The following is a 19,928-nucleotide window of genomic DNA, read 5'->3' as shown; positions in this document are numbered from 1 at the left end:
TGACCTTGCCCACGGCCTTGGCGGCGCCGGTGGAGGAGGGGATGATGTTGCCGGCAGCGGCACGGCCGCCGCGCCAGTCCTTCTTGGAGGGGCCGTCCACGGTCTTCTGGGTGGCGGTGGTGGAGTGGACGGTGGTCATCAGGCCGTCGGTGATGCCCCAGTTCTCATGCAGCACCTTGGCGATGGGGGCCAGGCAGTTGGTGGTGCAGGAGGCGTTGGACACGAAGGTCATGTCGGGGGTGTACTTGTCCAGGTTGACGCCGCAGACGAACATGGGGGTGTCGTCCTTGGAGGGAGCGGACATGACCACCTTCTTGGCGCCGGCGTCGATGTGGGCCTGGGCCTTCTCCTTGGTCAGGAACACGCCGGTGGACTCCACCACGTACTCGGCGCCCACCTCGCCCCAGGGGATGTCCTTGGGATCCATGCAGGCGAAGAAGCGAACCTTCTTGCCGTTGACGATGATGGCGTCGTCGGTGTACTCGATGGTGCCGTCAAAGCGGCCGTGCATGGTATCGTAACGGAGCATATAGGCCATGTAGTCGGGGGTCATGAAGGGATCGTTGATGCCGACAAACTCGATGTCAGGACGGTTGATGCCCGCGCGGAAGACCAGACGGCCGATGCGGCCGAAGCCGTTAATGCCAACTTTAATGCTCATAATGAATCGCTCCTTTGTTCTAAATAGATTCTTAGATGCTCTTATTCAGCGCGCCTACATTATAAACGAAACCGCGCCGGTTGAAAAGGGGGAAATGCGAAATCTTACTGGGGAAACTATATAAATTTACAGGGGGAGTATCGGTAAACGCGGCGGTTTCGACAGATTTCGACATTTTCGCTTGAGGCTCGAGCCAAATTTTGTTATACTGGCTTTACCATAGGAATTTAGGGCCGGCCTGCACAAGCTATGGATGACCGGAAGGAGGGGAGCCGTTTGGCATTTCAGACGGAGGATCTGGGGCCGCTCCTGGCGGAGCAGCTCCGGCAGCAGATGAACAACCTGGCGGCGGCGGTGCAGCTGCTCACCCCGGTGGTGCAGGAAAAGGGGGGCGCGCAGTACGACCCCTATCTGGCCATCCTGCACCAGAGCCTGTACCGCATGATGCGCATGGTGGGCAACCTGGAGTACCTGGAGCTGCCCGAAGAGGATACGCCCCTGCGGGAGACCACCCTGGATCTGGCCGGCATGTGCCGGGAGCTGGGGCGGCAGGTGAGCGCCTTGGCGGAGCTGGCCGGGGTGGCCTTCACCTGGGAGGAGGAGGACGGCAGCCTGCTCACCCACGGGGACGCCGCCCAGCTGCGCCGGATGCTGCTCAACCTGATCTCCAATGCCCTCCGGGCGGCGGGAGAGGGCGGCCGGGCGGGGATGCGCCTGGCCCGGCGGGACGGCCGGGCGGTCATCACCGTGTGGGACAGCGGGGCGGGCTTTACGCCGGAGGCCGACGAGAACACCCTGCTCCAGCGGCCGGGGAGCCTGGGCCTGGGCCTGCGGGTGGCCCGCCGCATCGCCGCGGCCCACGGGGGCACCATTGTGGTTCAGCAGCAGGAGGGGCGGGGCTCCCGCGCCGTCGTCTCTCTCCCCCTCCGGCCGCCGGAGAAGGGCGAGGTGCTGAAAACCCCCGCCATGGGCTTTGACGGCAGCGGCGGCTTCTCCGACGTGCTGGTGGAGCTGTCCGGTGTGCTGCCCTACCGGGCCTTCCTGCCCGAGGATCTGGAATGAAAGCAGCCGCAAAAAAGGAGGAGACATGGCCGCGGCCATGTCTCCTCCTTTTGGCTGTCAGGCGCAGAAGCGGTGGCTGCCGATGACCTTGATCAGGGGCCGGCTCCAGATCCACGCGCTGGTGGCGGTGCTGGGGTTGAAGTAGTAGATGGCCCCGCCGCTGGGATCCGCGCCGTTGAGGGCGTCCCGGGCGGCCCGGTAGGCCGAGTCGGCCACCGGCTGGTCAATCTGCCCGTCCACCATGCAGGTGAAGGCCCCGGGCTGGTACACCACCCCGGCCACGGTGTTGGGGAAGGAGGGGTGCTCCACCCGGTTGAGGATCACCGCCCCCACCGCCACCTGGCCGCTGTAGGGCTCCCCCCGGGCCTCGGCGGAGATCACCCGGGCCAGCAGCTCCACGGTGCTCTCCTGGCCGGAGCCGCCGCCCCCCGTGGACATGCCCAGGGCCTTCAGGGTGGCCGGGCCCACGATGCCGTCGGCGGTGAGGCCGTTCTTCTGCTGGAAGTACCGCACCGCCTCGGCGGTGCCCGAGCCGAAGATGCCGTCCACCGCACCGTCGTAGTAGCCCCAGTTTTTCAGCTTGGTTTGGATGATGCGCACCTGCTCGCCGGTGGAGCCCTGCCGGTAGGTGGCCGCCTGGGCCTGCTGGGCCAGGCTGATGACTGCGATGTTGACCGCGAACAAAAGGGCCAGCGACCATGCCAGCCGCCGTCTGTGGGACAATCCCGACGCCTCCTCTCACTGGACTAGTCTACGGCGGCGCGGGCCGGGATATGAGCGCCAATTCCTTCCACCGGCGGAATGGGCCGGTGGAAAGGGGGCTATACTGGAAGAAAACAGGAAAGGATGTGCTTCCGGTGGTCAAGGGTGTCTCCCGGCAGGTGATTGTGGTCAAGGAACCGGATCCCCGCTTTTTCGAGCAGGCCATTTTTATTTTGAAGGAGGACGCCTTCGGGCAGGGCGTCACGGCGGAGCAGGTGCTCCAGGAGGCCCGTCGGGTGGCCGACGGCTATGTCCGCAAAAATACCGGCCCCGGCCGCCTGTGGCGGCGCATACCCGGCCCCGTCTGCGTCGCCGCCGGGGCCCTGGGGGCCACGGCGTGCTGGTGCGCCGCGATTCTCTGCCAGGGCGGCCTGCCGCTGGCGTGAAAAAATCCCCCGGAGCAGCGCTCCGGGGGATTTTCTATTTTGCGATGGGCTTACCGGGCGAGGATGACGCGGATGCGGCCGCCCGCGTTCTCCGCCTTGTCGTACCAGGCGGTGAGGCGGTAGTCGCCGCCAGTGACCCGCTCCAGGCTGGTGAGCTGGTACTCGCCGTTCTCGTAGACGTATACCGCCACGTTGTCGGAGATGGTGTACTGTCGGTCAAACTCGCCCACGACGGTGTTGCCGCTGATGCTCTCCACCTTCAGCTCGGTCAGGTTGTACAGCCGCTCGATGGAGCTGTCGCCGTCCATCTTCACCTGGCAGGGGCCCACCACCAGATTGTAGATGGTGGAATCGGAGCCGAACACCTGCTCCACACCACCCACGTCGTAGGTGTAGGTGGAGCTGACCAGCATGCCCTGGGAGATCTCGGTGACGCCGGTGATGATGCCGTACTGGTGGAGATCGCCGGTGACGTCCTCCAGGATCAGGTGGCTGATCTCGCCCTGGGCGTTGAGGGCGTAGAAGCGGATCATGCCGTCGGTGAAGTTCACGCCCGCCAGGCGGCTGGGGTAGACCTGGATGGGGGTGCGCTCCTCATAGGTGTCGATGATCTGCACGTCGGAGGCCAGGGTGTACTTGCCCAGGGTCTTGCCGTCGGAGCTCAGCCGGCCGGTGAGCCGGGTGGAGCTGAGGCCGCGGATCTCCACGCCGTCCTCGGAGTTGGTGACCCGAACCAGGGTGCCGGCCTCCAGGCTGCGGCTCTCCACCGGGTAGCGGTAGGTGTTGCCGTCGGTGCCGAAGATGGTGGCGGTGCGGGTGTTGTAGCGGTTGCCGTCGCTGTCCTCATAGGTGGTGTTCTCCACGGAGAGAACCAGGCCGTAGACCAGATCCTGGGCCAGCGACGCCTCGCCCACGGCGGCCACGCCGCCGTTGCGGCCCAGCAGCAGGGTCACGCTGTCCCCCACCTGGTAACCGCCCAGGTCGGAGAGCTGATAGGCCGCCTCGGTGGTCTCGATCTCATAGGTCTTGCCCGCCACGGTGACGGAGGTGGGATTGCTGGCAGACGGGGCGGCGGACTCATAGATACCGGTCACCTTGTCGGAGTAGGCCCAGATGGTGTGCATGGACTCCGACCAGTAGACCACATCCTGGTTCTGGACGGCGGACAGGGTGCTCTCGCCGCCGTTGCGGTAGACCGTGGCGGTGGCGGTGTTAAAGCCCACCTGGGACTGCCACCCGGAGGAGGCCACCACGGGGCCCTCCATGGCGGAGTTGATCAGGGCCACCCGATCCAGCTCCCCGGCGGTGTTCACCAGATTCAGGGTGGGCTCCAGCACGTTGAGGTAGTAGGTGCCCTCCTTGTTCTTGGTGATCATCAGGTTGTAGAACAGATACAGGGCGTCCCGGCGCTTCATGGCGCCGTCCTGGCCGGCGGTGACCCCCTCGTCCAGATCCAGGGCCCGGTACTGGGCCATCTGGCCGGAGGGCCAGACGCCGGTGAAGTCGGCGTCCTCATAGCCCAGCAGGCGCAGCACGATGGTGACGCCCTCGGCCAGGGTGATGGTGCGGCCCGGGTTGAAGTTGCCGTGGAGATCCCCCTGTACCAGGCCCAGATCCACGGCGGCCTTGATGTAGGGCGCGGCCCAGTGGGTCTGGGGCACGTCGGGGTAGGGCTTCACCGCCACGGTGTCGCCCACGGCGTCCCGGCTGGTGGAGGCGGCCACCGCCATCTTGGTGAACTCCGCCCGGGTGACCGAGGCGTCCAGGTTGAGGCTGCCGCTGGCGTCGCCCACCATGATGTCCAGGGCGGCCAGAACCTGGGCGGCGTCCTCCTCCGCCGGGGCGGCGGCCTGGGCGGCCGGCGCCAGCCCGGGCAGCAGGCCCAGCACCAGCACCGCGCACAGCAGGCCGGATAACAGTCGTTGTTTCATCTTCCTTTTCTCCTTCTCATGCTCGTGAAAGTGGAAGCGGGTACACTGGATAAGCTGATCATATACCATCCGCGCCGATTCGGCAAGGGTGCATATGTGAGGACCGCGGGCGGCCGCAGGCCGCCCCTACGCATGGCCGTTCCCCGATGTGCCTCCTGCCCCGTCCTTCGGCCGTAGGGGCGGATATCATCCGCCCGCGGGCGACCGCAGGTCGCCCCTACGGTTCGGGCACGCGGATATCGTCCGCCCACCCTGTGGAATGGGCGCCTGTAGGGCGGGGGCTTGCCCCCCGCCGCTTCAGTCGTATCTGAGCGCGTCGATGGGGTTGAGCTTGGCCGCCTTGTTGGCGGGCAGGTAGCCGAAGAGCACGCCGATGCCCACGCTCACACCGAAGGACACCAGGATGCCCCCTGCGCTGGGGATGGCGGCGAAGCCCTCGGCGGTGGGCATGACCATCCCCACCACGGCGGTGAACACGTTGGCAAGCAGGATGCCCAGCAGGATGCCGATCACCCCGCCGATGGCGGAGGTGGTGCCCGCCTCGATGATGAACTGGCCCCGGATGTCCCTGCCCTTGGCGCCCAGGGATTTGCGGATGCCGATCTCCCGGGTGCGCTCGGTGACGGAGACCAGCATGATGTTCATGATGCCGATGCCGCCCACCACCAGGGAGATGGCCGCGATCACGATCAGGATGGTCATGAGCACCCCCAGCATGGAGTCCATCATGTCCATCATCTCGGCCATGGTGATGACCTGGTACCAGCTGCTGTCCTCGTAGATGCGGAAGAGCATGCTCTCAATGACGCCCTTGGCGGCAGAGGAGGTGTCCTCGCTGGTGCTGGCCACCAGATAGCCGCTCATGCCGGAGCCGCCCGCCGTACCGTTGAGCTGGGGGGCCAGGCCGTAGGGCACGTAGATGAAGTCGTCGCCGCTGCCCTCGGTGGAGTCGGCGGTCTCCCTCATGGTGCCGATGACGGTGAAGGGCACGCCGCCGATGGTGAGGCTCTGCCCCACGCCCCTGCCGCCGAACATGGCCTCGTTCAGATAGCTGCCGACCACGCACACGTGCTGGTTCCGCTCCACGTCCACATAGCTGAGGAAGCGGCCGTCCTCCATCTGCTCGCCGTTGACGGTCTGGCTGGTCTCCGGGTTGTAGACGGTCTCGCTGACGCCGGTGACGCTGGTGCGCTCATACTCGTCGGCACCGTGGCGGACGACGCCGCTGATGGTGAGGGCGGGGGTCACCGAGTCGATGTACTGGGGATATTTCTCCGCCAGCTCATAGAAGTCGTCGGCGTCGGCGTTGCGGTTGCCCGGCTGCTCATACACCATGACCTGGATCAGGTTGACGCCGACCTGCTCAAACTGGCTGTTCATATAGGTCTGCATGCCGGTGCCCAGGGAGACGATGACGATCACCGCCGCCACGCCGATGATGATGCCCAGCATGGTGAGCAGCGCCCGGGCCTTGCTGGTCAGCAGGCTCTTGATGGCCAGGCGGAAGGATTGGCCCACGTTCATACGTTCAGCACCTCCCTGGCCTCTCCGGCGGCCGCCTCGTCCTCCGGCTGCACCACGGCCCGGGGGTCGTGGGCGTCGCCGTCGTAGATGATCCTGCCGTCCTGGAGGCGGACGATGCGCCTGGCCTTCACGGCGATGGAGTTGTCGTGGGTGATGAGCACCACCGTGTCCCCCTCTGCATTGAGCTTCTGGAGGAAGCCCAGCACCTCCCGCCCGGTGCGGGAGTCCAGGGCGCCGGTGGGCTCGTCGGCCAGGATCACCGACGGCTTGCCCGCCAGGGCCCGGGCGATGGACACCCGCTGCTGCTGGCCGCCGGAGAGCTGGCTGGGCAGGTTTCTGCACTTATCCGCCAGGCCCACCCGCTCCAGGGCCTCCATGGCCCGCCGGTGCCGCTCCGAGGCGGACACGCCGCCGTAGAGCAGGGGCAGCTCCACGTTCTCCAGCACGTTGAGCTTGGGGATGAGGTTGTACTGCTGGAAGATGAAGCCCAGCATCTTGTTGCGGATCTCGGCCTGCTGGTCGTCGTCCATGGTGGACACGTCCACCCCGGCCAGGTGATAGGTGCCGGAGGTGGGCACGTCCAGGCAGCCGATGATGTTCATGGCGGTGGACTTGCCGGAGCCCGACTGGCCCACAATGGCCACGAACTCCCCCTGGTCCACCGTCAGGGAGACGCCGTCCAGGGCGTGAACCGCCTCGTCCCCCATCTGGTAGATCTTGTACACGTCCCTGAGTTCAATGAGATGTTCCATGGCTTATCCCATCCCCGCCATGGCGCTCATCAGGCTGGAGCCCTGGGGGCTGAGGGCCAGCACCACGTCGCCCTCCTCCAGGCCGTCCAGGATCTCGATGTAGTTGTCGTCGTTGCGGCCCAGGGTCACCTGCCGGGTCTCGGTGGCGGAGAGGTCCTTGATATTGCCGTTCTCATCCAGGCAGCCGGGCAGGGCCACCAGCACGGTGTCCCCCCGCTCCACCGCCTCCACGGGGAGGGTGAGCACATTGCCCGCCTCCTCCACGATCACCCTGGCGGAGACGTTCATGCCGGGGTAGAGCTCCTCCGGGGAGCCGTCCACCAGCACGGTGACGGGATAGGTGGTGCTGCCGCTGGTGGTGGTGCCGTTGATGTTGATCTTGTCCACCACGCCTGTGAAGGTCTGGCCGTCCAGGGCGTCGGCGGTGATCTCCACCTGCTGCCCCACCTGGATCTGGCTGATGTCCTGCTCGCTGATGTCCATGTCAAAGGTGAGCTGGGAGCGGTCGTAGATCACCGCGGCGTAGGAGGCGCTGCTGCCCGAGGTGGTCATGCCGCCGATGTTGTCCCCCACGTCCAGGTTCTTCTCGATCACCTCGCCGTCTATGGTGGAGGTGATGGTGTAGTCCTCCAGCTGCCGCTGGGCGTTCTGGAGGGAGAGCTGGGCGTTCTCCAGGGCGATGCGGGCGTTCTCGATCTGGCTGTCCAGGTCGGACTCCGAGATCACGCCGATCACCTGGTCCTCGGACACCCGGTCGCCCTCCCGGATGCTGAGCACATCCAGATCGCCGGCGGCCTCGGCGGTGATCTGGCCGGAGGCGGCGTATGTAAAGGTATTGCCCGAGGCGCAGGCCAGGCCGTTCACAGAGGCGGTGCCCCGGCTGGCGTCGGTGAGGACGCCGGGGTTATCCACCCGGATAGTTACCTGCCGCACCAGGGTGCCGCCGGGGCCCACGCTGTCGGTGGCGGCGATGGAGTCCACCGTGCCGGTGAGCTGCTCCGCCGTGCCGTCCACCATGACGGCGGCGGGCTGGCCCGCGTAGAAGCCGGCCGCGTCGGCGGAGTGGAAGGGCACCTCCAGCTTCATGTGGTCACGATCCAGCACGTCGGCGATGACGGTGCCCACCGTCACGGCGTCCCCCTGCTCCACATACAGCTCGGTGATGATGCCGCCGTCCTCGGCGGTGACATTCCGGTTTTTCTGGTTGTCACTCTGGGTCTCCAGCAGATCGTCCAGGGCCAGCTGAGCGGACTGGACGTTGAGCTGGAGCTGCTGGATGTTGTTCTCCACGCTGCCGGCGTCGATGCGGAAGAGCGCATCCCCCTTGTGGACGGTCTGCCCCTCCTCAAAGGGGGCCTCCAGGATCTCGCCGCTGACCAGGCTGGTCACCCGGTAGGCGCTGATGGGCTCGATGGTGCCGGTGCCGGAGACCGAGACCGTCATGTCCCGCATCTCGGCGGTGTAGGGCAGATAGACGGAGCTGAGGGCCTGCTGCCCCGCGCCCATGCACCGGGAGAGCAGGAAGGCCAGTAGGGCCACGATCACCAGGATGACGATCAGCCGCTTGACCCACTTGCGCTTCTTCCTGGGTGCCTGGAACTGGGGAATCTTCTTCTCCGGCGCCGACGGAGCCGACGCGGATCCCTCCGGCTTGACTTGGGTTGCTTCCATAGTGGTTTCTCCTTTTCTTTCCTTTGCTATGACTCACAGCAGGGGGCGGGCTTGGCCGCCGCGCCCCGCTGCAGGAGGCTGAACACGCGCTCCAGGTGCTCCCGCTGATCCGACTGGCCGCCGCCGGCGCATCCGGCCGTCAGCGCGCTGAGGGTGGAGATGGCCAGCAGGCGGAAGAGATCCGCCAGATCCGTCTCGGCCCGCAGATCCAGCCGGGAGAGATCCACCTGCGGCCGCAGGCGCTCCAGCACCGCGCCGGGGCGCAGCCCCTCCAGCAGCAGCCCGGGCTGCATCTGCCGGTTCCGGTGCAGAATGGCCGCCAGCTCCTGAAAGGGCACGCTCTCCCGGTTGGCCTGGATAAAGTCAAACAGGGCCAGGAACGCGGCGAAGAGATCCCCGCCGTTGCGCGCCAGCTGCGCGCCCATCCAGTCCGACAGCATGCCGCTGTAGGTCTCCATCAGGAAGCGGAAGAGCTCCTCCTTGTCGGTAAAGTACATGTAGAAGCTGCCCCGGGGAATGCCGGCCGCCCGGATCATCCGGTTGACCGAGGCGTCCTCGTAGGGCGCCCGGGCAAATTCCGCCCGGGCCGCCGACAGGAGCCGCTCCCGCTTCTCCGCCGGCAGATTGTAAAACGTTGTGCTGGGCATGGCGTCCCTCCTGACCTGACAAGCTGTCACATATCATAGACGACAGCCTGTCATATGTCAACGGAGCCGGCCAAAAATTCGCAGTTCGTTCACAATTTCCCCGACGGGGAACAGCTTACCAGAATTGTATGAAAGCAGGGATGAAGGAAACATTAAAAATTCCTTAAAACAGGCCCGGCGCGGGGGCGCAGGCTCCATTATAAATCTTTGATAATAAGAAATTAACTATTATTTCTGTATTTTTAAGAATCAGAGGGGGAACCATTCCTTCTTCGATTACAATGGACAAAAAGGAGCGTGTGGCTATGGAGGAGTTTGGCTTTGCCCTGCGGGTGGCCCGGGAGAAGCGCGGGCTGACCCAGACCCAGGTGATGCAGCTGACCGGAATCAACAACAAGACTCTCTCGGGATATGAGAACGGGGTTTCGGAGCCGGATCTCCAGACCCTGTCCACCCTGCTCAGGCTGTACCACGCCTCCGCCGACCGGCTGCTCCGGCTGGAGTCCAGGCCCCAGGCCCGGGGCCTTTCGGCGGATGAGGCCCAGCTGCTGGCCCTGTACCGCGCCCTGCCGGAGGGAACCCGGGGGGAGGTCTCGGCCATGCTCCGGGCCCTGGCCGAGCACCACCGGGAGAGCACCTAGGGCTTGTTTGAAAATTGGCGATGTCCAGACAAGCCCCGGAAAAAATTTGAAATTCCATGTATAACCAGCTCCGGGCCTGTCCACAATAGGGCTCGGAGGTGCTAATCACATGAAAAAACCGTTCCACCAGCGTGTGGGCGACTTCCTGGAGGGCAAGGGCTTCTACATAGTCCTGTTCCTCTGCGTCGCCGCAATAGGAATTTCGGGCTATTATCTCTTTGACTCCCTCACCCGTGACGGGCCGGACGCCCCCGTGGCGGCCACGGCGGAGATTACCGTCACCCCCACGCCGGCGCCGGTGCGCACACCCGCCCGGCCGGAGCACTCGGTGCCCGCGGCCGTCCGGCCGTCGGCCGTGCCGACCCCGGCGGCGGAGCCCACCCCCGAGCCGACCCCCGCCGCCGCGCCGACCCCGGAGGCCGCGCCCCAGACGGCCCCCACGTCCTTCGTCTGGCCCGTCCGGGGGGAGCTGGTCGCCGCCTTCAGCGTGGACGAGCTGATGTATAACCCCACCATGGACGACTGGCGCACCCATGACGGCGTGGACATCGCCGCCTCTTTGGGCAGCCAGGTGTGCGCGGCGGCTGACGGCACCGTCTCCGCCGTCAGCCAGGATCCCCTGATGGGAACCGTCGTCACCGTCAGCCACGGCGGAGGCCTCACCAGCACCTACGCCAACCTGGCCGCCGAGGCCATGGTGGAGGCGGGCGACCATGTGAACGCCGGGCAGGTGCTGGGCACGGTGGGGGACACCGCCATCGCCGAGAGCGCCCTGGCCAGCCATCTGCATTTTGCCATGGCCCTGGACGGCGCCGCCGTGGATCCCGGGGAATACCTCCCCGAATAAGCGTTTTCCTCTCTTCCCTTCCTTTCCCTTTCCGGTCTTCCCAGAGACAGTGGGCGGGGGCATGGCGCAGCGCCATGCCCCCGCCCACTGTTTTCCCTAAAACTCGATCTCCCGGCGGGCGGTGACGCCCTGGTCGTAGGGGTGCTTCTCCTTGGCCATGCGGGTGATGTAGTGGGCCCGGGCGGCCAGCTGCTCCGGCAGGCAGTGGCCGGTGAGCACCACCTCCAGCCCCGCCGGGCGGTGATCCAGGAAGGTGCACAGCGCCTCCAGGGAGAGAACGCCATGAGTGGCGTCGATCACCTCATCCAGCACCAACAGGCGGGCCTCCCGCGCCTGGGCCAGCTCCACGGCCTGCTGGAAGAGGGCGGCGCATTCGGCCGCGGTGGCGGCCTTCTCCGCCTCATCCATCTGGAAGGTGAACTTGTGGATGCCCTTGCTGCGCAGGACGGTGAGCTCGGGAAAGCGCTCCGCCGCCGTTACCTCACCGCAGGGGCTGCTCTTGAGAAACTGGGCGATCACCGCCCGCTTTCCCCAGCCCGCGCACCGGAAGGCCAGACCGAAGGCCGCCGTGGTCTTGCCCTTGCCGTCGCCGTAGTAGATGTGTACCAAACCCTGCTGCTCTGCCATAAAACTTCCTCGATTCTGATAGGATAAGGCCAGTATAGCAGACACGGCGGCCGGGCGCAACCAAAACAGGAGGCCGCCCGACGGGCGGCCTCCTGAGGAGAATCGCTGTGGAGTTGGGGAAGGGCTCAGCCCTTGTGGGCGGCCATCCAGTCGCGGTTGAAGCGGTGCTCGTCCACCAGCAGCACCAGCACCACGTTCACCAGGGCCACGCCGGCGAACACCAGGTAGGCCATCTTGATCTCGCCGCCGGTCATCTTCTGGACAACGCCGTTGACCAGGAAGCACAGGGCGGTGATGGCGCCCTGGATGGGGAAGATGACGCTGTTCACCTTGTCAAAGCCCTGACGGCCGAAGATGGAGGTGGGCAGGGAGGTGGTGAAGTTGGCGGAGCCGCCGATGCCCATGGCGATCATGAACAGGGAGATGTACACCAGGGGGGAGGAGCTGTCGGCGGCGCCGAAGTTGACCAGCAGGGCGATGGCGTACCAGATGCCGAAGCCCACCATGGTCTTCTTGGTGCCGATGGCGTCGTCGATGATGCCGATGAGCCAGGAGCCCACCACGCCGCCCAGGGCCAGGATGGTCATCACGTTCATGGCGGCCTGGGGGGTGAAGCCCAGCTGGATGTTGCGGGTGACCAGCTGGCTCATGACGCCCACGGAGCAGATCTGGAAGAAGCCGGTGGTGATGGCGGCCAGCCACAGCTCCTTGATCCGCAGCAGCGCGCCGGTGGTCCAGCCGCCGTCGCCCTCCACCGGGTCGACGGTGTCGTACTCGGTCTCATACACCCGGTCGGACACGTTGTCGGGGTTGATGCCCCGCTCCTGGGGGGTGTTGCGGATGAAGATCATGCCCAGGATGCCCAGCACGATGGCGGCGATGCCGATGGGGACGATGCCGGCGGAGAAGTTCTCGCCCACGTTGGCCAAGTCATTGCCGCCGGCGCTGAGCTGGGTGGACACGGGGGCGATCAGGATGGCCACCAGCTGCACATAGAAGGCGGAGGCAAAGTTGTGGCCCATGGTGGTGTAGCCCATGACCACGCCCTTCTTCTTGGGGAACCAGTCGGCCACCAGGGTGCCGCCCGCCACGTAGCCGGCGGACATGATGCTGCCGTACACGAAGCACATGGCAATGGTGTAGACCGCAATGCTGGGGGCGTTGCAGGCGATGATGTAGGTGATGCCGGAGATGATGCAGCACACGCCGGAGGTGATGCGGGGGCCGATCTTGTTGTTGATCTGGCCCACGATGATGAAGAACACCACGCCCACGATGCCGGCTAGGGAGTTCATGTTCATGATGTCGCCCTGTTCCAGGCCCAGGCGGTGGGCCACGTTGGGCGCCGTGATGTTGGCGCCGTCGTTGCACATGCCCACGTACAGGAAGAACATCAGCAGACAGTAGATGATAACGACCCAGCCCACGCCGAAGTTGACGACCGAGGTCTTGTTGTCATTGGTCGGTTTTTTGCCATTTTGTTCCCTCTTCTCTCGTCAGATTTTCGGGCGGCGGCCTACGGCCGATAGCGGTCCGGCGCCCTGTGCGAGGTATACTCTAACCGGAGGACGGAATTCTTGCAATCCCCACAAAGTAGTAAGCAAATTACCAAAAAGTAACCAGTAACGGCGAGGTGAGTGACTGGTTTTTGTGCATATTATCAAAAAATGAAGGGGGGTCTTTTGGGCCGGAAAAGGGGAAATGGAAGACTGATAAATCTAGAATCGGCAGTTTCCACAAGTGAGGTGCGCGAAATTTGGCACCCCCGCGGGGGCGCGGAACCCCGCCCGGAGCCGGCGGCGGACTTTACAAAACGTTCATACCCACGTTAAACTTTGTCCACCACCGGGGCGGAAAAGAGTGGTATCTTATCATCACAGCCAAGGAACGACGAAGCTGCAAGGCCAAGGGCCGGGAACGGGCGGGGAAACGGCCGTCCGCGCCTGTTCAGTAGGAACGGCCGCCTTTGCATACTGCCCCCCGGCTGTGGGGGCAGACAAACAACACCACGCCTCCCGCGTGTTGAAAATAGAAGGCATAAAAAAGCGGCCCGGAGCTGGTACCAGCTCCGGGCCGCTTTGTGTGTCGAAAAAGTGGCTCTGCCACTTTTTCGAGAAGGATCTCATGGCGGAAGGAACTCGATTTCTTGCGAAATAGTCGCCCCTTCCGCCATGAGAAGTGTCATTTCCGAGGCGCACCCCCCAGGGGGCCCTCTCTTGCCCCTTCGGGGCAATTCACCTTGTGTCCCCGGAAATGACGGATTTTCATTTGATTCCGCCGCCTGCCTGCGCCCGCAGGCGCGTTTCGAGGCCAACCGCCGCTTGCGGCGGCTCTTAGGCCGAGATGGGCGGCGGAACTCTGCGAGGCTTTCCTTGCTTGCTTGTGCACGGAAAAATTATCCCTTGACGATGGCGGCGGTGTCCTGGGCGATCATGAGCTCCTCGTCGGTGGGGATGAGCAGCACCTTCACCTTGGAGTCGGCGGCGGAGATGACGGTCTCCTTGCCGCGGACATTGTTGGCCGCGGCGTCCATCTTCACGCCCATGAACTCCAGACCGGAGGCGATGTTCATGCGGGTGTTGGCGTCGTTCTCGCCCACGCCGGCGGTGAACACGATGGCGTCCACCCCGCCCATGGCGGCGGCATAGGCGCCCACCAGCTTCTTCACGCTGTACTGGAAGGCCTCCAGAGCCAGGGCAGCCCGCTGGTTGCCGTCGTTGGCGGCGTTCTCGATGTCGCGGAAGTCGGAGGACACGCCGGAGATGCCCAGCACGCCGGACTTCTTGTTGAGGATGTTCATCATTTCCTTCATGTCATACCCGTGCTTGTTCATCAGGTACTCCAGGATGCCGGCGTCCAGATCGCCGGAGCGGGTGCCCATGGGCACGCCGGCCAGGGGGGTGAAGCCCATGGAGGTGTCCACGCTCTTGCCGCAGTCCACGGCGGCCACGGAGGAGCCGTTGCCCAGGTGGCAGGTGATGATCTTCAGCTCCTCGATGGGCTTGCCCAGCATGGCGGCGGCCCGGGCGGACACATAGCGGTGGGAGGTGCCGTGGAAGCCGTAGCGGCGCACCTTGTCGTTCTCATAGTACTCGTAGGGCAGGGCATAGATATAGCTCTTGGCGGGCATGGTCTGGTGGAAGGCGGTGTCGAACACGGCCACCATGGGCACGCCGGGCATGACCTTCTCGCAGGCCTTGATGCCGGTGATGTTGGCGGGGTTGTGGAGAGGGGCCAGGGGGATGCACTCGTCGATGGCGGCCATCACGTCGTCGGTGATGCGCACGGAGGAGGCGAACTTCTCGCCGCCGTGAACCACACGGTGGCCCACCGCGTCGATCTCGGAGGCGCTCTTGATCACGCCGTGCTCAGCGCTCAGCAGGGCGTCCAGCACGGCCTGAATGGCCTCGGCGTGGGTGGGCATGGGGATCTCGAACTCGTACTTGGCGTCCTTGGCGGGCACCTTGTGGGTCAGGCGGCCGTCGATGCCGATGCGCTCGCACAGGCCCTTGGCAAAGACCTCCTTGGTTTCGGGATCCATCAGCTGATACTTGAGGGAGGAGCTGCCGGCGTTGATGACCAGAATTTTCATGGGACTAATCTCTCCTTAAATGATAATGTGGCTTGTCGCCCGGTCTTTCCCGTAGTAAACTATATTCTAGCCCCTTTTTGGCAAAAGGACAACCCATAATTTAGAAGAAACTTCGGATTTTTTTACTTGTGAGTTTGGAGGTTCAGCCCATGGAGACAGCGGGCATTGTGGCCGAGTACAACCCCTTCCACAGGGGCCACGCCTGGCACATCGCCGAAACCCGGCGGCGGCTGGGCGGGGACGCCCCCGTGGTGTGCGTCATGAGCGGCCACTGGGTTCAGCGGGGGGAGTGCGCCCTGGCGGACAAGTGGCTGAGGGCGGCCCTGGCCCTAGACCGCGGGGCCGACCTGGTGGTGGAGCTGCCCACACCCTGGGCCATGGCCTCGGCGGAGTCCTTCGCCCGGGGGGCGGTGTCCCTGCTGGCCGCCACCGGGGTGGTGGATGTGCTCTCCTTCGGCAGCGAGACGGGGGAGCTGGCCCCGCTGGAAGAGGCGGCGGCGGCCCTGGACGCTCCGGACTACCCGGAAAGGCTGCGCGCCGCCCTGGGGCGGGGCCTGTCCTTCCCGGCGGCCCGGCAGGAGGCCGCCGGGGCGGCCTGCCTGTCCGCCCCCAACAACAACCTGGGGGTGGAGTACCTGCGCGCCCTCAAAGCCCTGGGCAGCACCATCCGTCCCCTGACCGTCCCCCGGCAGGGGGCGGGCCACGACGGCCCCGCCGCCGGGGGATTCGCCTCCGCCTCGGAGCTGCGGAGGCTGCTCCGGGCGGGGCGGGGAGAGGAGGCCGCGCCCTACCTCACCGCCCCCTGGTCGGGGGAGCTTGCGGATATGCAGCATATCGAGCGGGCGGTGCTGGCCCGCCTGCGCACCATGGGCGAGGGGGACTGGGCCGCCCTCCCCGACGGCGGGGGGGCGGAGGGCCTGCCCTCCCGGCTGGCAAAGGCCGCCCGGGAGGCGGTGAGCCTGGAGGACTTCTACACCCGGGCCAAGACCAGGCGATACCCCCATGCCCGGCTGCGGCGGCTGGCCCTGGCGGCCTTTCTGGGCCTGCGGGCGGCGGAGCGCCCCGCCGCGCCCCCCTATGTGCGGGTGCTGGGCCTGGGCGGCCGGGGGCGGGCGCTGCTGCGGAGGATGAAGGACACCTGCCCCCTGCCGGTGATCGTCAAGCCCGCCCAGGCCAGGGAGCTGGACGGCCCGGCCCTGGCCCTGTTCCAGGCGGAGGCCGGATACACCGACCTGTACGGCCTGTGCTTCCCCACGCCCCGGCCCTGCGGCGGGGAGTGGACCCACAGCCCGGTGGTGGGGGAGAGGGCCTGACGGGCGGGATCGGCCCCGCCCCTACCCCGCCTTTTTCCGTCGGGCCCGGCGGCTCAGCCAGACCAGAAGCACCGCCGCCGCTGCAGCCGGAAGCCCGGCAAAGAGGAGGAGCAGGGGCAGCCCCATCATCATGAAGGCCTGAAACTGGTAGGAGGAGAGCCGGTCGGCCAGGGTGATGCGCGGCTCCGGGTAGAGCGTAAAGATCAGCTCACCGTCGGGCAGACTGTCGAAGTGGGCGGTATAGCGCCGTTCCCCCGCCTCCTCCAGGGGGAGGGAGGACTGTATCACGTAGGGGGACGACTCCGGGGTGGTGACGGCCACATCCAGCGTGCCGAAGTCCGCCCAGTGCCGGGCGGGGGAGAGCAGGTAGGTGAAGGTGTGCCGCCAGTGGCTGCTCCAATCGCTGCGGCCCAGGCCCCGGCTGGGGTAGGACACCGCCACCTCCCGGGCGGCCCCGGCGGGGAAGTCCACGGTGTAGGTGAGGGCGAAGCGGTCGGTATCCTCCGCGTCCGCCTCCGCCTTGGCGCAGGCAAACTCCACCGGCTCCCCGTCGGCGGTGATGGAGAAGCCCTCCGTGTCCAGGGCTTCCGCGCCCTCCCTGCCGTAGGTGCGGTACTGCTCCAGATAGAAGGTCATCTGCACCGGGAGGGATTCGTCCGTGGGGTTTTCCATCTGGTAGACGGCGGTGACCTGGGCGGTGAGGCCGTTCCAGCCGCCCTCCCCGCCGATGTCGAAGGTGAGCTGCTCGGCGGAGACGGTGACGGGGCAGCCCTCGTCCACCGCCAGGGCGGAGCCCCCGTCCCCGTCGCTGCGGGTGGGGGCGGAGTTGGCGGAGGCCGGTGTGAGCAGCACCAGCAACAGCGCCAGGGCGCAGGAGAACAGTTTTTTCATGCCAGATCCTCCTTTCCTTGATTGCGGGCTGTAATCATACCCTGATATGATTATAAAAAGCCGGGGGAGGAAAGACCACAACAGAACGGTTACAAAAAGGCGGACGGCCCGATTGGGGCCGCCCGCCTGGTGTTTACTCGATGTGCACGTGGTTGTGGATGTGCTCGGAGCAGTAGCAGTAGTAGCCGTTGCACTTGGAGCAGTAGCGGAACTCCTCGTTGGGGTAGTCGGTGTCGGTCTTGCCGCAGACGGCGCACTTGTGGATGTAGCCCTTCTGCTGCTGGGCTTTCTTGGTTGCCTGCTTGAAGTTGACCGTCTGGCGGGAGGTGCGGTACTTCACCCGGCCGAAGAGCTGGAGGAAGTTGTCCCAGAAGAAGATGAAGTAGTTGAGGATGGCCACCAGGGGGAGCACCACGCCGGGCAGGGCGGCGAGGCCCGCGGTAAAGACGCCGAACAGGCTGCTCAGGATGCTCCAGGCGAACAGGGCCGCGTCAATCCACGCCAGCCACTTGATCTTGATGGGGATGATGAAGAACAGCAGCACCCGCATGTCGGGGTACAGGGTGGCGAAGGCGAAGAACAGGGACATGTTCACATAGGTCATGTCGGCGGTGACCAGATACCCCAGCAGGCTGGCGGGATAGGCGGAGGCACTGACGGCGTACAGCACGAAGCCCACTACAATGTTGAGCACCACACCCAGGCAGTAGAACACGTTGAACTTGGCGGTGCCCCACTCCCGCTCCAGCACCGAGCCGATCATGTAGTAGAAATACAGGGAGATGACCAGGAAAAAGAGGCGGTTGTCCATGGGGACAAAGACAAAGGTGATCAGCCGCCAGATCTGCCCGTGCAGGATATAGTAGGGGGAAAAGGCCAGCAGGCCGGACAGGGACACGCCGTAGCTGAACTGATCCAGCAGCCACACCAGGGCGCTGCCCACCACGATGACCAGCATGAGATTGGGTATGCCGAACCGGGGGTGCTTGTAGCAGAACCGATCCAGCCAGCGTTGGATTGCACTCAAGACAAACTTACCTCCCACAGGCGGGCCACAGGCCGCCATACTGTTTCCATAGTGTACCAGCATCGGGGGAAAAATTCACGAACAAACTGTAAACCTTTCGCCCTCGTTATTTCAGGACCTTCCGGATCTTCTCCTTCATGGCCGGGGTGAGCACCCTGGCCGCCGCCCGGTAGGGCAGGGAGGGGCGGGAGAGAAACCGCTTCTCCACCTCCGAGAAGGGGAGGGCGGCGAAGGCGGAGAAGAAGGCGGGTCGGCGGGGGCTGGGGCTGACGGGGTGGGAGAGCCGGGGGTTGCCCGCCACCGCCTCGGCCAGGGGGCGTTCCGCCCGGCCCGCCCGGCCGGCCAGACCGTCCAGGGCGGCCTGCCCCCGGGCGGTGTGGGCCAGCACCAGGGAGATTCCCTTGGCGCGGTCCGTGGGCAGCTCTGCCTTCTCGTCCAGGCCCCAGAAGTCGGCCAGGGTCAGGTCGGCAGGCCGTTTTTCCGTTCCGGCGTACCGGCACCGGGTGCAGCAGGGCCGCAGGAACAGCTGGGAGCCGAAGCCCCGGCCGAAGGGGGTCTCGTAGAGGGGCTGGGCGTATTGTGAACCGTCGGCAAAGTCCACCGTGAGCCGAGCCTTCTGCCAGCCGTCGGTCTTGTCCCGGAAGCGGACGTTCGTTGCTTTGGATCCGCGGGCACGCTCCAGGCCGTCCAGCCACGCCCGGTACACCGCCGGGGAGGGCACCCCGTGGCACACCAGGTCGCAGGTGAGCAGATTGGGGTCGTCTTTCCCCAGATACCGCTTCAGTCCGTCCACCTGACAGGGGGTGCCGGTAAAGAGCACCTGCGTGCCCTCCTCCAGCAGGGCCTTCACCTGCCGGAAGCTGTCCCCCAGATCGCTCTGCACATACTTGGAGCCCCGCAGGGGGGCCAGCTCCTCCTCTGAGCGGGCGCACACGTGGCGGACGGCCATGGCCTCGTCCAGGGCCGCGCCGAACACCGCGCCCCCCTGCGCCAGCGTCCGCCGGGCCAGCAGGGAGAACACCCCGCCGGAGGAGCTGGCCATGCGCTCGGCTTCGTCCTGGTTCCACACCGCCCAGGCCACCGCCGGGGCGGGGCCGGGCACCGGCGGGTGGAGGATGGGGCAGGTCTGCTCGCACCTGCGGCACAGGATGCAGGCATCCCCCACCGCCGGGCGGAGGAAGCCCTCGTGGTCGGGCTGCATGGTGATGGCGTTCACCGGGCACACCGACGCGCAGGCGGCACATCCGGTGCAGTCCTCCTCCCGGCACAGCACGGGCCGGGGGGCGGCGGGGGCCTCCGGCGGCTCGTCCGGGAGGGCTGTCCCCTCGATGGCGGCCTTCAGATAGGCCAGGGAGTCCGCCCGGGCCTCGTCCAGCCGCTGATACACCTTGTCATAGTCCATGGCCGCCTCCACTGGGGCGGTGGTGTCCAGGCCGATGATCCGGTCGGCGCACCCCAGCCGGGACAGCAGGCTGTAGATGCGGGAGAAGGTGGGCTCGCTGCGCTCCCTGGGGGACATAGAGGTGAAGAAGTTCTTCCGGAACTGGAGGGAGAAGGCCGCCCCGTGGAAGGAGTTGGTCACCACGGCGGAGGC

At 65.8% G+C, this 19,928-nt stretch carries 18 protein-coding genes; 5 read left to right on the top strand and 13 right to left on the bottom strand.

Annotated elements, in window-relative coordinates:
- Positions 1 to 661 (bottom strand): glyceraldehyde 3-phosphate dehydrogenase NAD-binding domain-containing protein (locus QZ378_RS07395; RefSeq protein WP_291257821.1); only part of this gene is annotated, 661 nt, incomplete at its 3' end.
- A 276-nt stretch (positions 662 to 937) separates the two neighbouring features.
- On the opposite strand from QZ378_RS07395, the gene QZ378_RS07390 reads away from it, so the two are divergent.
- A complete protein-coding gene (locus QZ378_RS07390; RefSeq protein ID WP_191528358.1) occupies positions 938 to 1,723 on the top strand; it encodes a HAMP domain-containing sensor histidine kinase in 786 nt (261 codons plus the stop codon).
- A 57-nt stretch (positions 1,724 to 1,780) separates the two neighbouring features.
- On the opposite strand, the gene sleB is transcribed toward QZ378_RS07390, so the two are convergent.
- Complete coding sequence (sleB, locus tag QZ378_RS07385) at positions 1,781 to 2,446, bottom strand: spore cortex-lytic enzyme (RefSeq protein ID WP_366935147.1); 666 nt, start codon at positions 2,444 to 2,446, stop codon at positions 1,781 to 1,783.
- A gap of 134 nt (positions 2,447 to 2,580) precedes the next feature.
- On the opposite strand from sleB, the gene QZ378_RS07380 reads away from it, so the two are divergent.
- Positions 2,581 to 2,871: a translation initiation factor 2 gene (locus QZ378_RS07380; RefSeq protein ID WP_291257820.1), complete on the top strand. Its 291-nt coding sequence runs from the start codon at positions 2,581 to 2,583 to the stop codon at positions 2,869 to 2,871.
- 50 nt (positions 2,872 to 2,921) lie between these two features.
- Here QZ378_RS07380 and QZ378_RS07375 read toward each other — a convergent pair whose 3' ends face one another.
- The 5 genes from QZ378_RS07375 to QZ378_RS07355 form a co-directional block, all read right to left on the bottom strand.
- Complete coding sequence (locus QZ378_RS07375; protein ID WP_291257819.1) at positions 2,922 to 4,802, bottom strand: S-layer homology domain-containing protein; 1,881 nt, start codon at positions 4,800 to 4,802, stop codon at positions 2,922 to 2,924.
- A 297-nt stretch (positions 4,803 to 5,099) separates the two neighbouring features.
- Positions 5,100 to 6,326, bottom strand: a complete 1,227-nt coding sequence (locus QZ378_RS07370; RefSeq protein ID WP_191380434.1) for an ABC transporter permease — start codon at positions 6,324 to 6,326, stop codon at positions 5,100 to 5,102.
- On the bottom strand, positions 6,323 to 7,078 hold the full coding sequence (locus QZ378_RS07365; RefSeq protein ID WP_191385271.1) for an ABC transporter ATP-binding protein: 756 nt from the start codon (positions 7,076 to 7,078) through the stop codon (positions 6,323 to 6,325). The genes QZ378_RS07370 and QZ378_RS07365 overlap by 4 nt, the downstream gene beginning before the upstream one ends.
- Before the next feature lie 3 nt (positions 7,079 to 7,081).
- Complete coding sequence (locus tag QZ378_RS07360) at positions 7,082 to 8,749, bottom strand: HlyD family efflux transporter periplasmic adaptor subunit (protein WP_291257818.1); 1,668 nt, start codon at positions 8,747 to 8,749, stop codon at positions 7,082 to 7,084.
- 26 nt (positions 8,750 to 8,775) lie between these two features.
- Positions 8,776 to 9,396, bottom strand: a complete 621-nt coding sequence (locus QZ378_RS07355; RefSeq protein ID WP_291257817.1) for a TetR/AcrR family transcriptional regulator — start codon at positions 9,394 to 9,396, stop codon at positions 8,776 to 8,778.
- A gap of 305 nt (positions 9,397 to 9,701) precedes the next feature.
- Between QZ378_RS07355 and QZ378_RS07350 the strand changes: the two genes are divergently transcribed.
- Positions 9,702 to 10,037, top strand: a complete 336-nt coding sequence (locus QZ378_RS07350; protein ID WP_191380431.1) for a helix-turn-helix transcriptional regulator — start codon at positions 9,702 to 9,704, stop codon at positions 10,035 to 10,037.
- A gap of 109 nt (positions 10,038 to 10,146) precedes the next feature.
- The gene (locus QZ378_RS07345; protein ID WP_291257816.1) at positions 10,147 to 10,884 is read left to right on the top strand and encodes a M23 family metallopeptidase; all 738 of its coding nucleotides are present in this window, start codon (positions 10,147 to 10,149) and stop codon (positions 10,882 to 10,884) included.
- A gap of 96 nt (positions 10,885 to 10,980) precedes the next feature.
- On the opposite strand, the gene QZ378_RS07340 is transcribed toward QZ378_RS07345, so the two are convergent.
- The 3 genes from QZ378_RS07340 to QZ378_RS07330 form a co-directional block, all read right to left on the bottom strand.
- Positions 10,981 to 11,511, bottom strand: a complete 531-nt coding sequence (locus tag QZ378_RS07340; protein WP_291257815.1) for a cob(I)yrinic acid a,c-diamide adenosyltransferase — start codon at positions 11,509 to 11,511, stop codon at positions 10,981 to 10,983.
- Between the two features lie 125 nt (positions 11,512 to 11,636).
- A complete protein-coding gene (locus QZ378_RS07335) occupies positions 11,637 to 12,938 on the bottom strand; it encodes a nitrate/nitrite transporter (RefSeq protein WP_291257814.1) in 1,302 nt (433 codons plus the stop codon).
- Positions 12,939 to 13,906: 968 nt separating this feature from the next.
- Positions 13,907 to 15,103, bottom strand: a complete 1,197-nt coding sequence (locus tag QZ378_RS07330) for an acetate kinase (RefSeq protein WP_087237645.1) — start codon at positions 15,101 to 15,103, stop codon at positions 13,907 to 13,909.
- A gap of 149 nt (positions 15,104 to 15,252) precedes the next feature.
- Here QZ378_RS07330 and QZ378_RS07325 point away from each other — a divergent pair, with 149 nt between their 5' ends.
- Positions 15,253 to 16,416, top strand: coding sequence for a nucleotidyltransferase family protein (locus QZ378_RS07325; RefSeq protein WP_291257813.1), 1,164 nt, complete (start codon positions 15,253 to 15,255; stop codon positions 16,414 to 16,416).
- Between the two features lie 21 nt (positions 16,417 to 16,437).
- Here the strand turns inward: QZ378_RS07325 and QZ378_RS07320 are convergent, their stop codons facing one another.
- The 3 genes from QZ378_RS07320 to QZ378_RS07310 all read right to left on the bottom strand — a co-directional run.
- The gene (locus QZ378_RS07320) at positions 16,438 to 17,307 is read right to left on the bottom strand and encodes a hypothetical protein (protein WP_291257812.1); all 870 of its coding nucleotides are present in this window, start codon (positions 17,305 to 17,307) and stop codon (positions 16,438 to 16,440) included.
- Between the two features lie 133 nt (positions 17,308 to 17,440).
- Positions 17,441 to 18,334 (bottom strand): rhomboid family intramembrane serine protease, encoded by an 894-nt coding sequence (locus QZ378_RS07315; RefSeq protein ID WP_291257811.1) that lies wholly within the window; start codon positions 18,332 to 18,334, stop codon positions 17,441 to 17,443.
- Positions 18,335 to 18,440: 106 nt separating this feature from the next.
- The coding region (locus QZ378_RS07310) for a Coenzyme F420 hydrogenase/dehydrogenase, beta subunit C-terminal domain (protein ID WP_291257810.1) at positions 18,441 to 19,928 on the bottom strand (1,488 nt) is incomplete at its 5' end.

Source organism: Flavonifractor sp. (genome assembly GCF_019422385.1).
In the GTDB taxonomy this organism is placed as follows: domain Bacteria; phylum Bacillota; class Clostridia; order Oscillospirales; family Oscillospiraceae; genus Flavonifractor; species Flavonifractor avistercoris.
Note: the sequence above shows the minus strand (reverse complement) of the source record. Positions and strands in the feature narration are given on the sequence as shown.

Excerpts from the sequence above, each read along its gene's own strand:
- QZ378_RS07325 (WP_291257813.1), top strand. The coding sequence starts at position 15,253 with ATGGAGACAGCGGGCATTGTGGCCGAGTACAACCCCTTCCACAGGGGC.
- QZ378_RS07360 (WP_291257818.1), bottom strand. The coding sequence starts at position 8,749 with ATGGAAGCAACCCAAGTCAAGCCGGAGGGATCCGCGTCGGCTCCGTCG.
- QZ378_RS07340 (WP_291257815.1), bottom strand. The coding sequence starts at position 11,511 with ATGGCAGAGCAGCAGGGTTTGGTACACATCTACTACGGCGACGGCAAG.
- QZ378_RS07370 (WP_191380434.1), bottom strand. The coding sequence starts at position 6,326 with ATGAACGTGGGCCAATCCTTCCGCCTGGCCATCAAGAGCCTGCTGACC.
- QZ378_RS07355 (WP_291257817.1), bottom strand. The coding sequence starts at position 9,396 with ATGCCCAGCACAACGTTTTACAATCTGCCGGCGGAGAAGCGGGAGCGG.
- QZ378_RS07330 (WP_087237645.1), bottom strand. The coding sequence starts at position 15,103 with ATGAAAATTCTGGTCATCAACGCCGGCAGCTCCTCCCTCAAGTATCAG.
- QZ378_RS07350 (WP_191380431.1), top strand. The coding sequence starts at position 9,702 with ATGGAGGAGTTTGGCTTTGCCCTGCGGGTGGCCCGGGAGAAGCGCGGG.
- QZ378_RS07345 (WP_291257816.1), top strand. The coding sequence starts at position 10,147 with ATGAAAAAACCGTTCCACCAGCGTGTGGGCGACTTCCTGGAGGGCAAG.
- QZ378_RS07320 (WP_291257812.1), bottom strand. The coding sequence starts at position 17,307 with ATGAAAAAACTGTTCTCCTGCGCCCTGGCGCTGTTGCTGGTGCTGCTC.
- QZ378_RS07375 (WP_291257819.1), bottom strand. The coding sequence starts at position 4,802 with ATGAAACAACGACTGTTATCCGGCCTGCTGTGCGCGGTGCTGGTGCTG.
- QZ378_RS07365 (WP_191385271.1), bottom strand. The coding sequence starts at position 7,078 with ATGGAACATCTCATTGAACTCAGGGACGTGTACAAGATCTACCAGATG.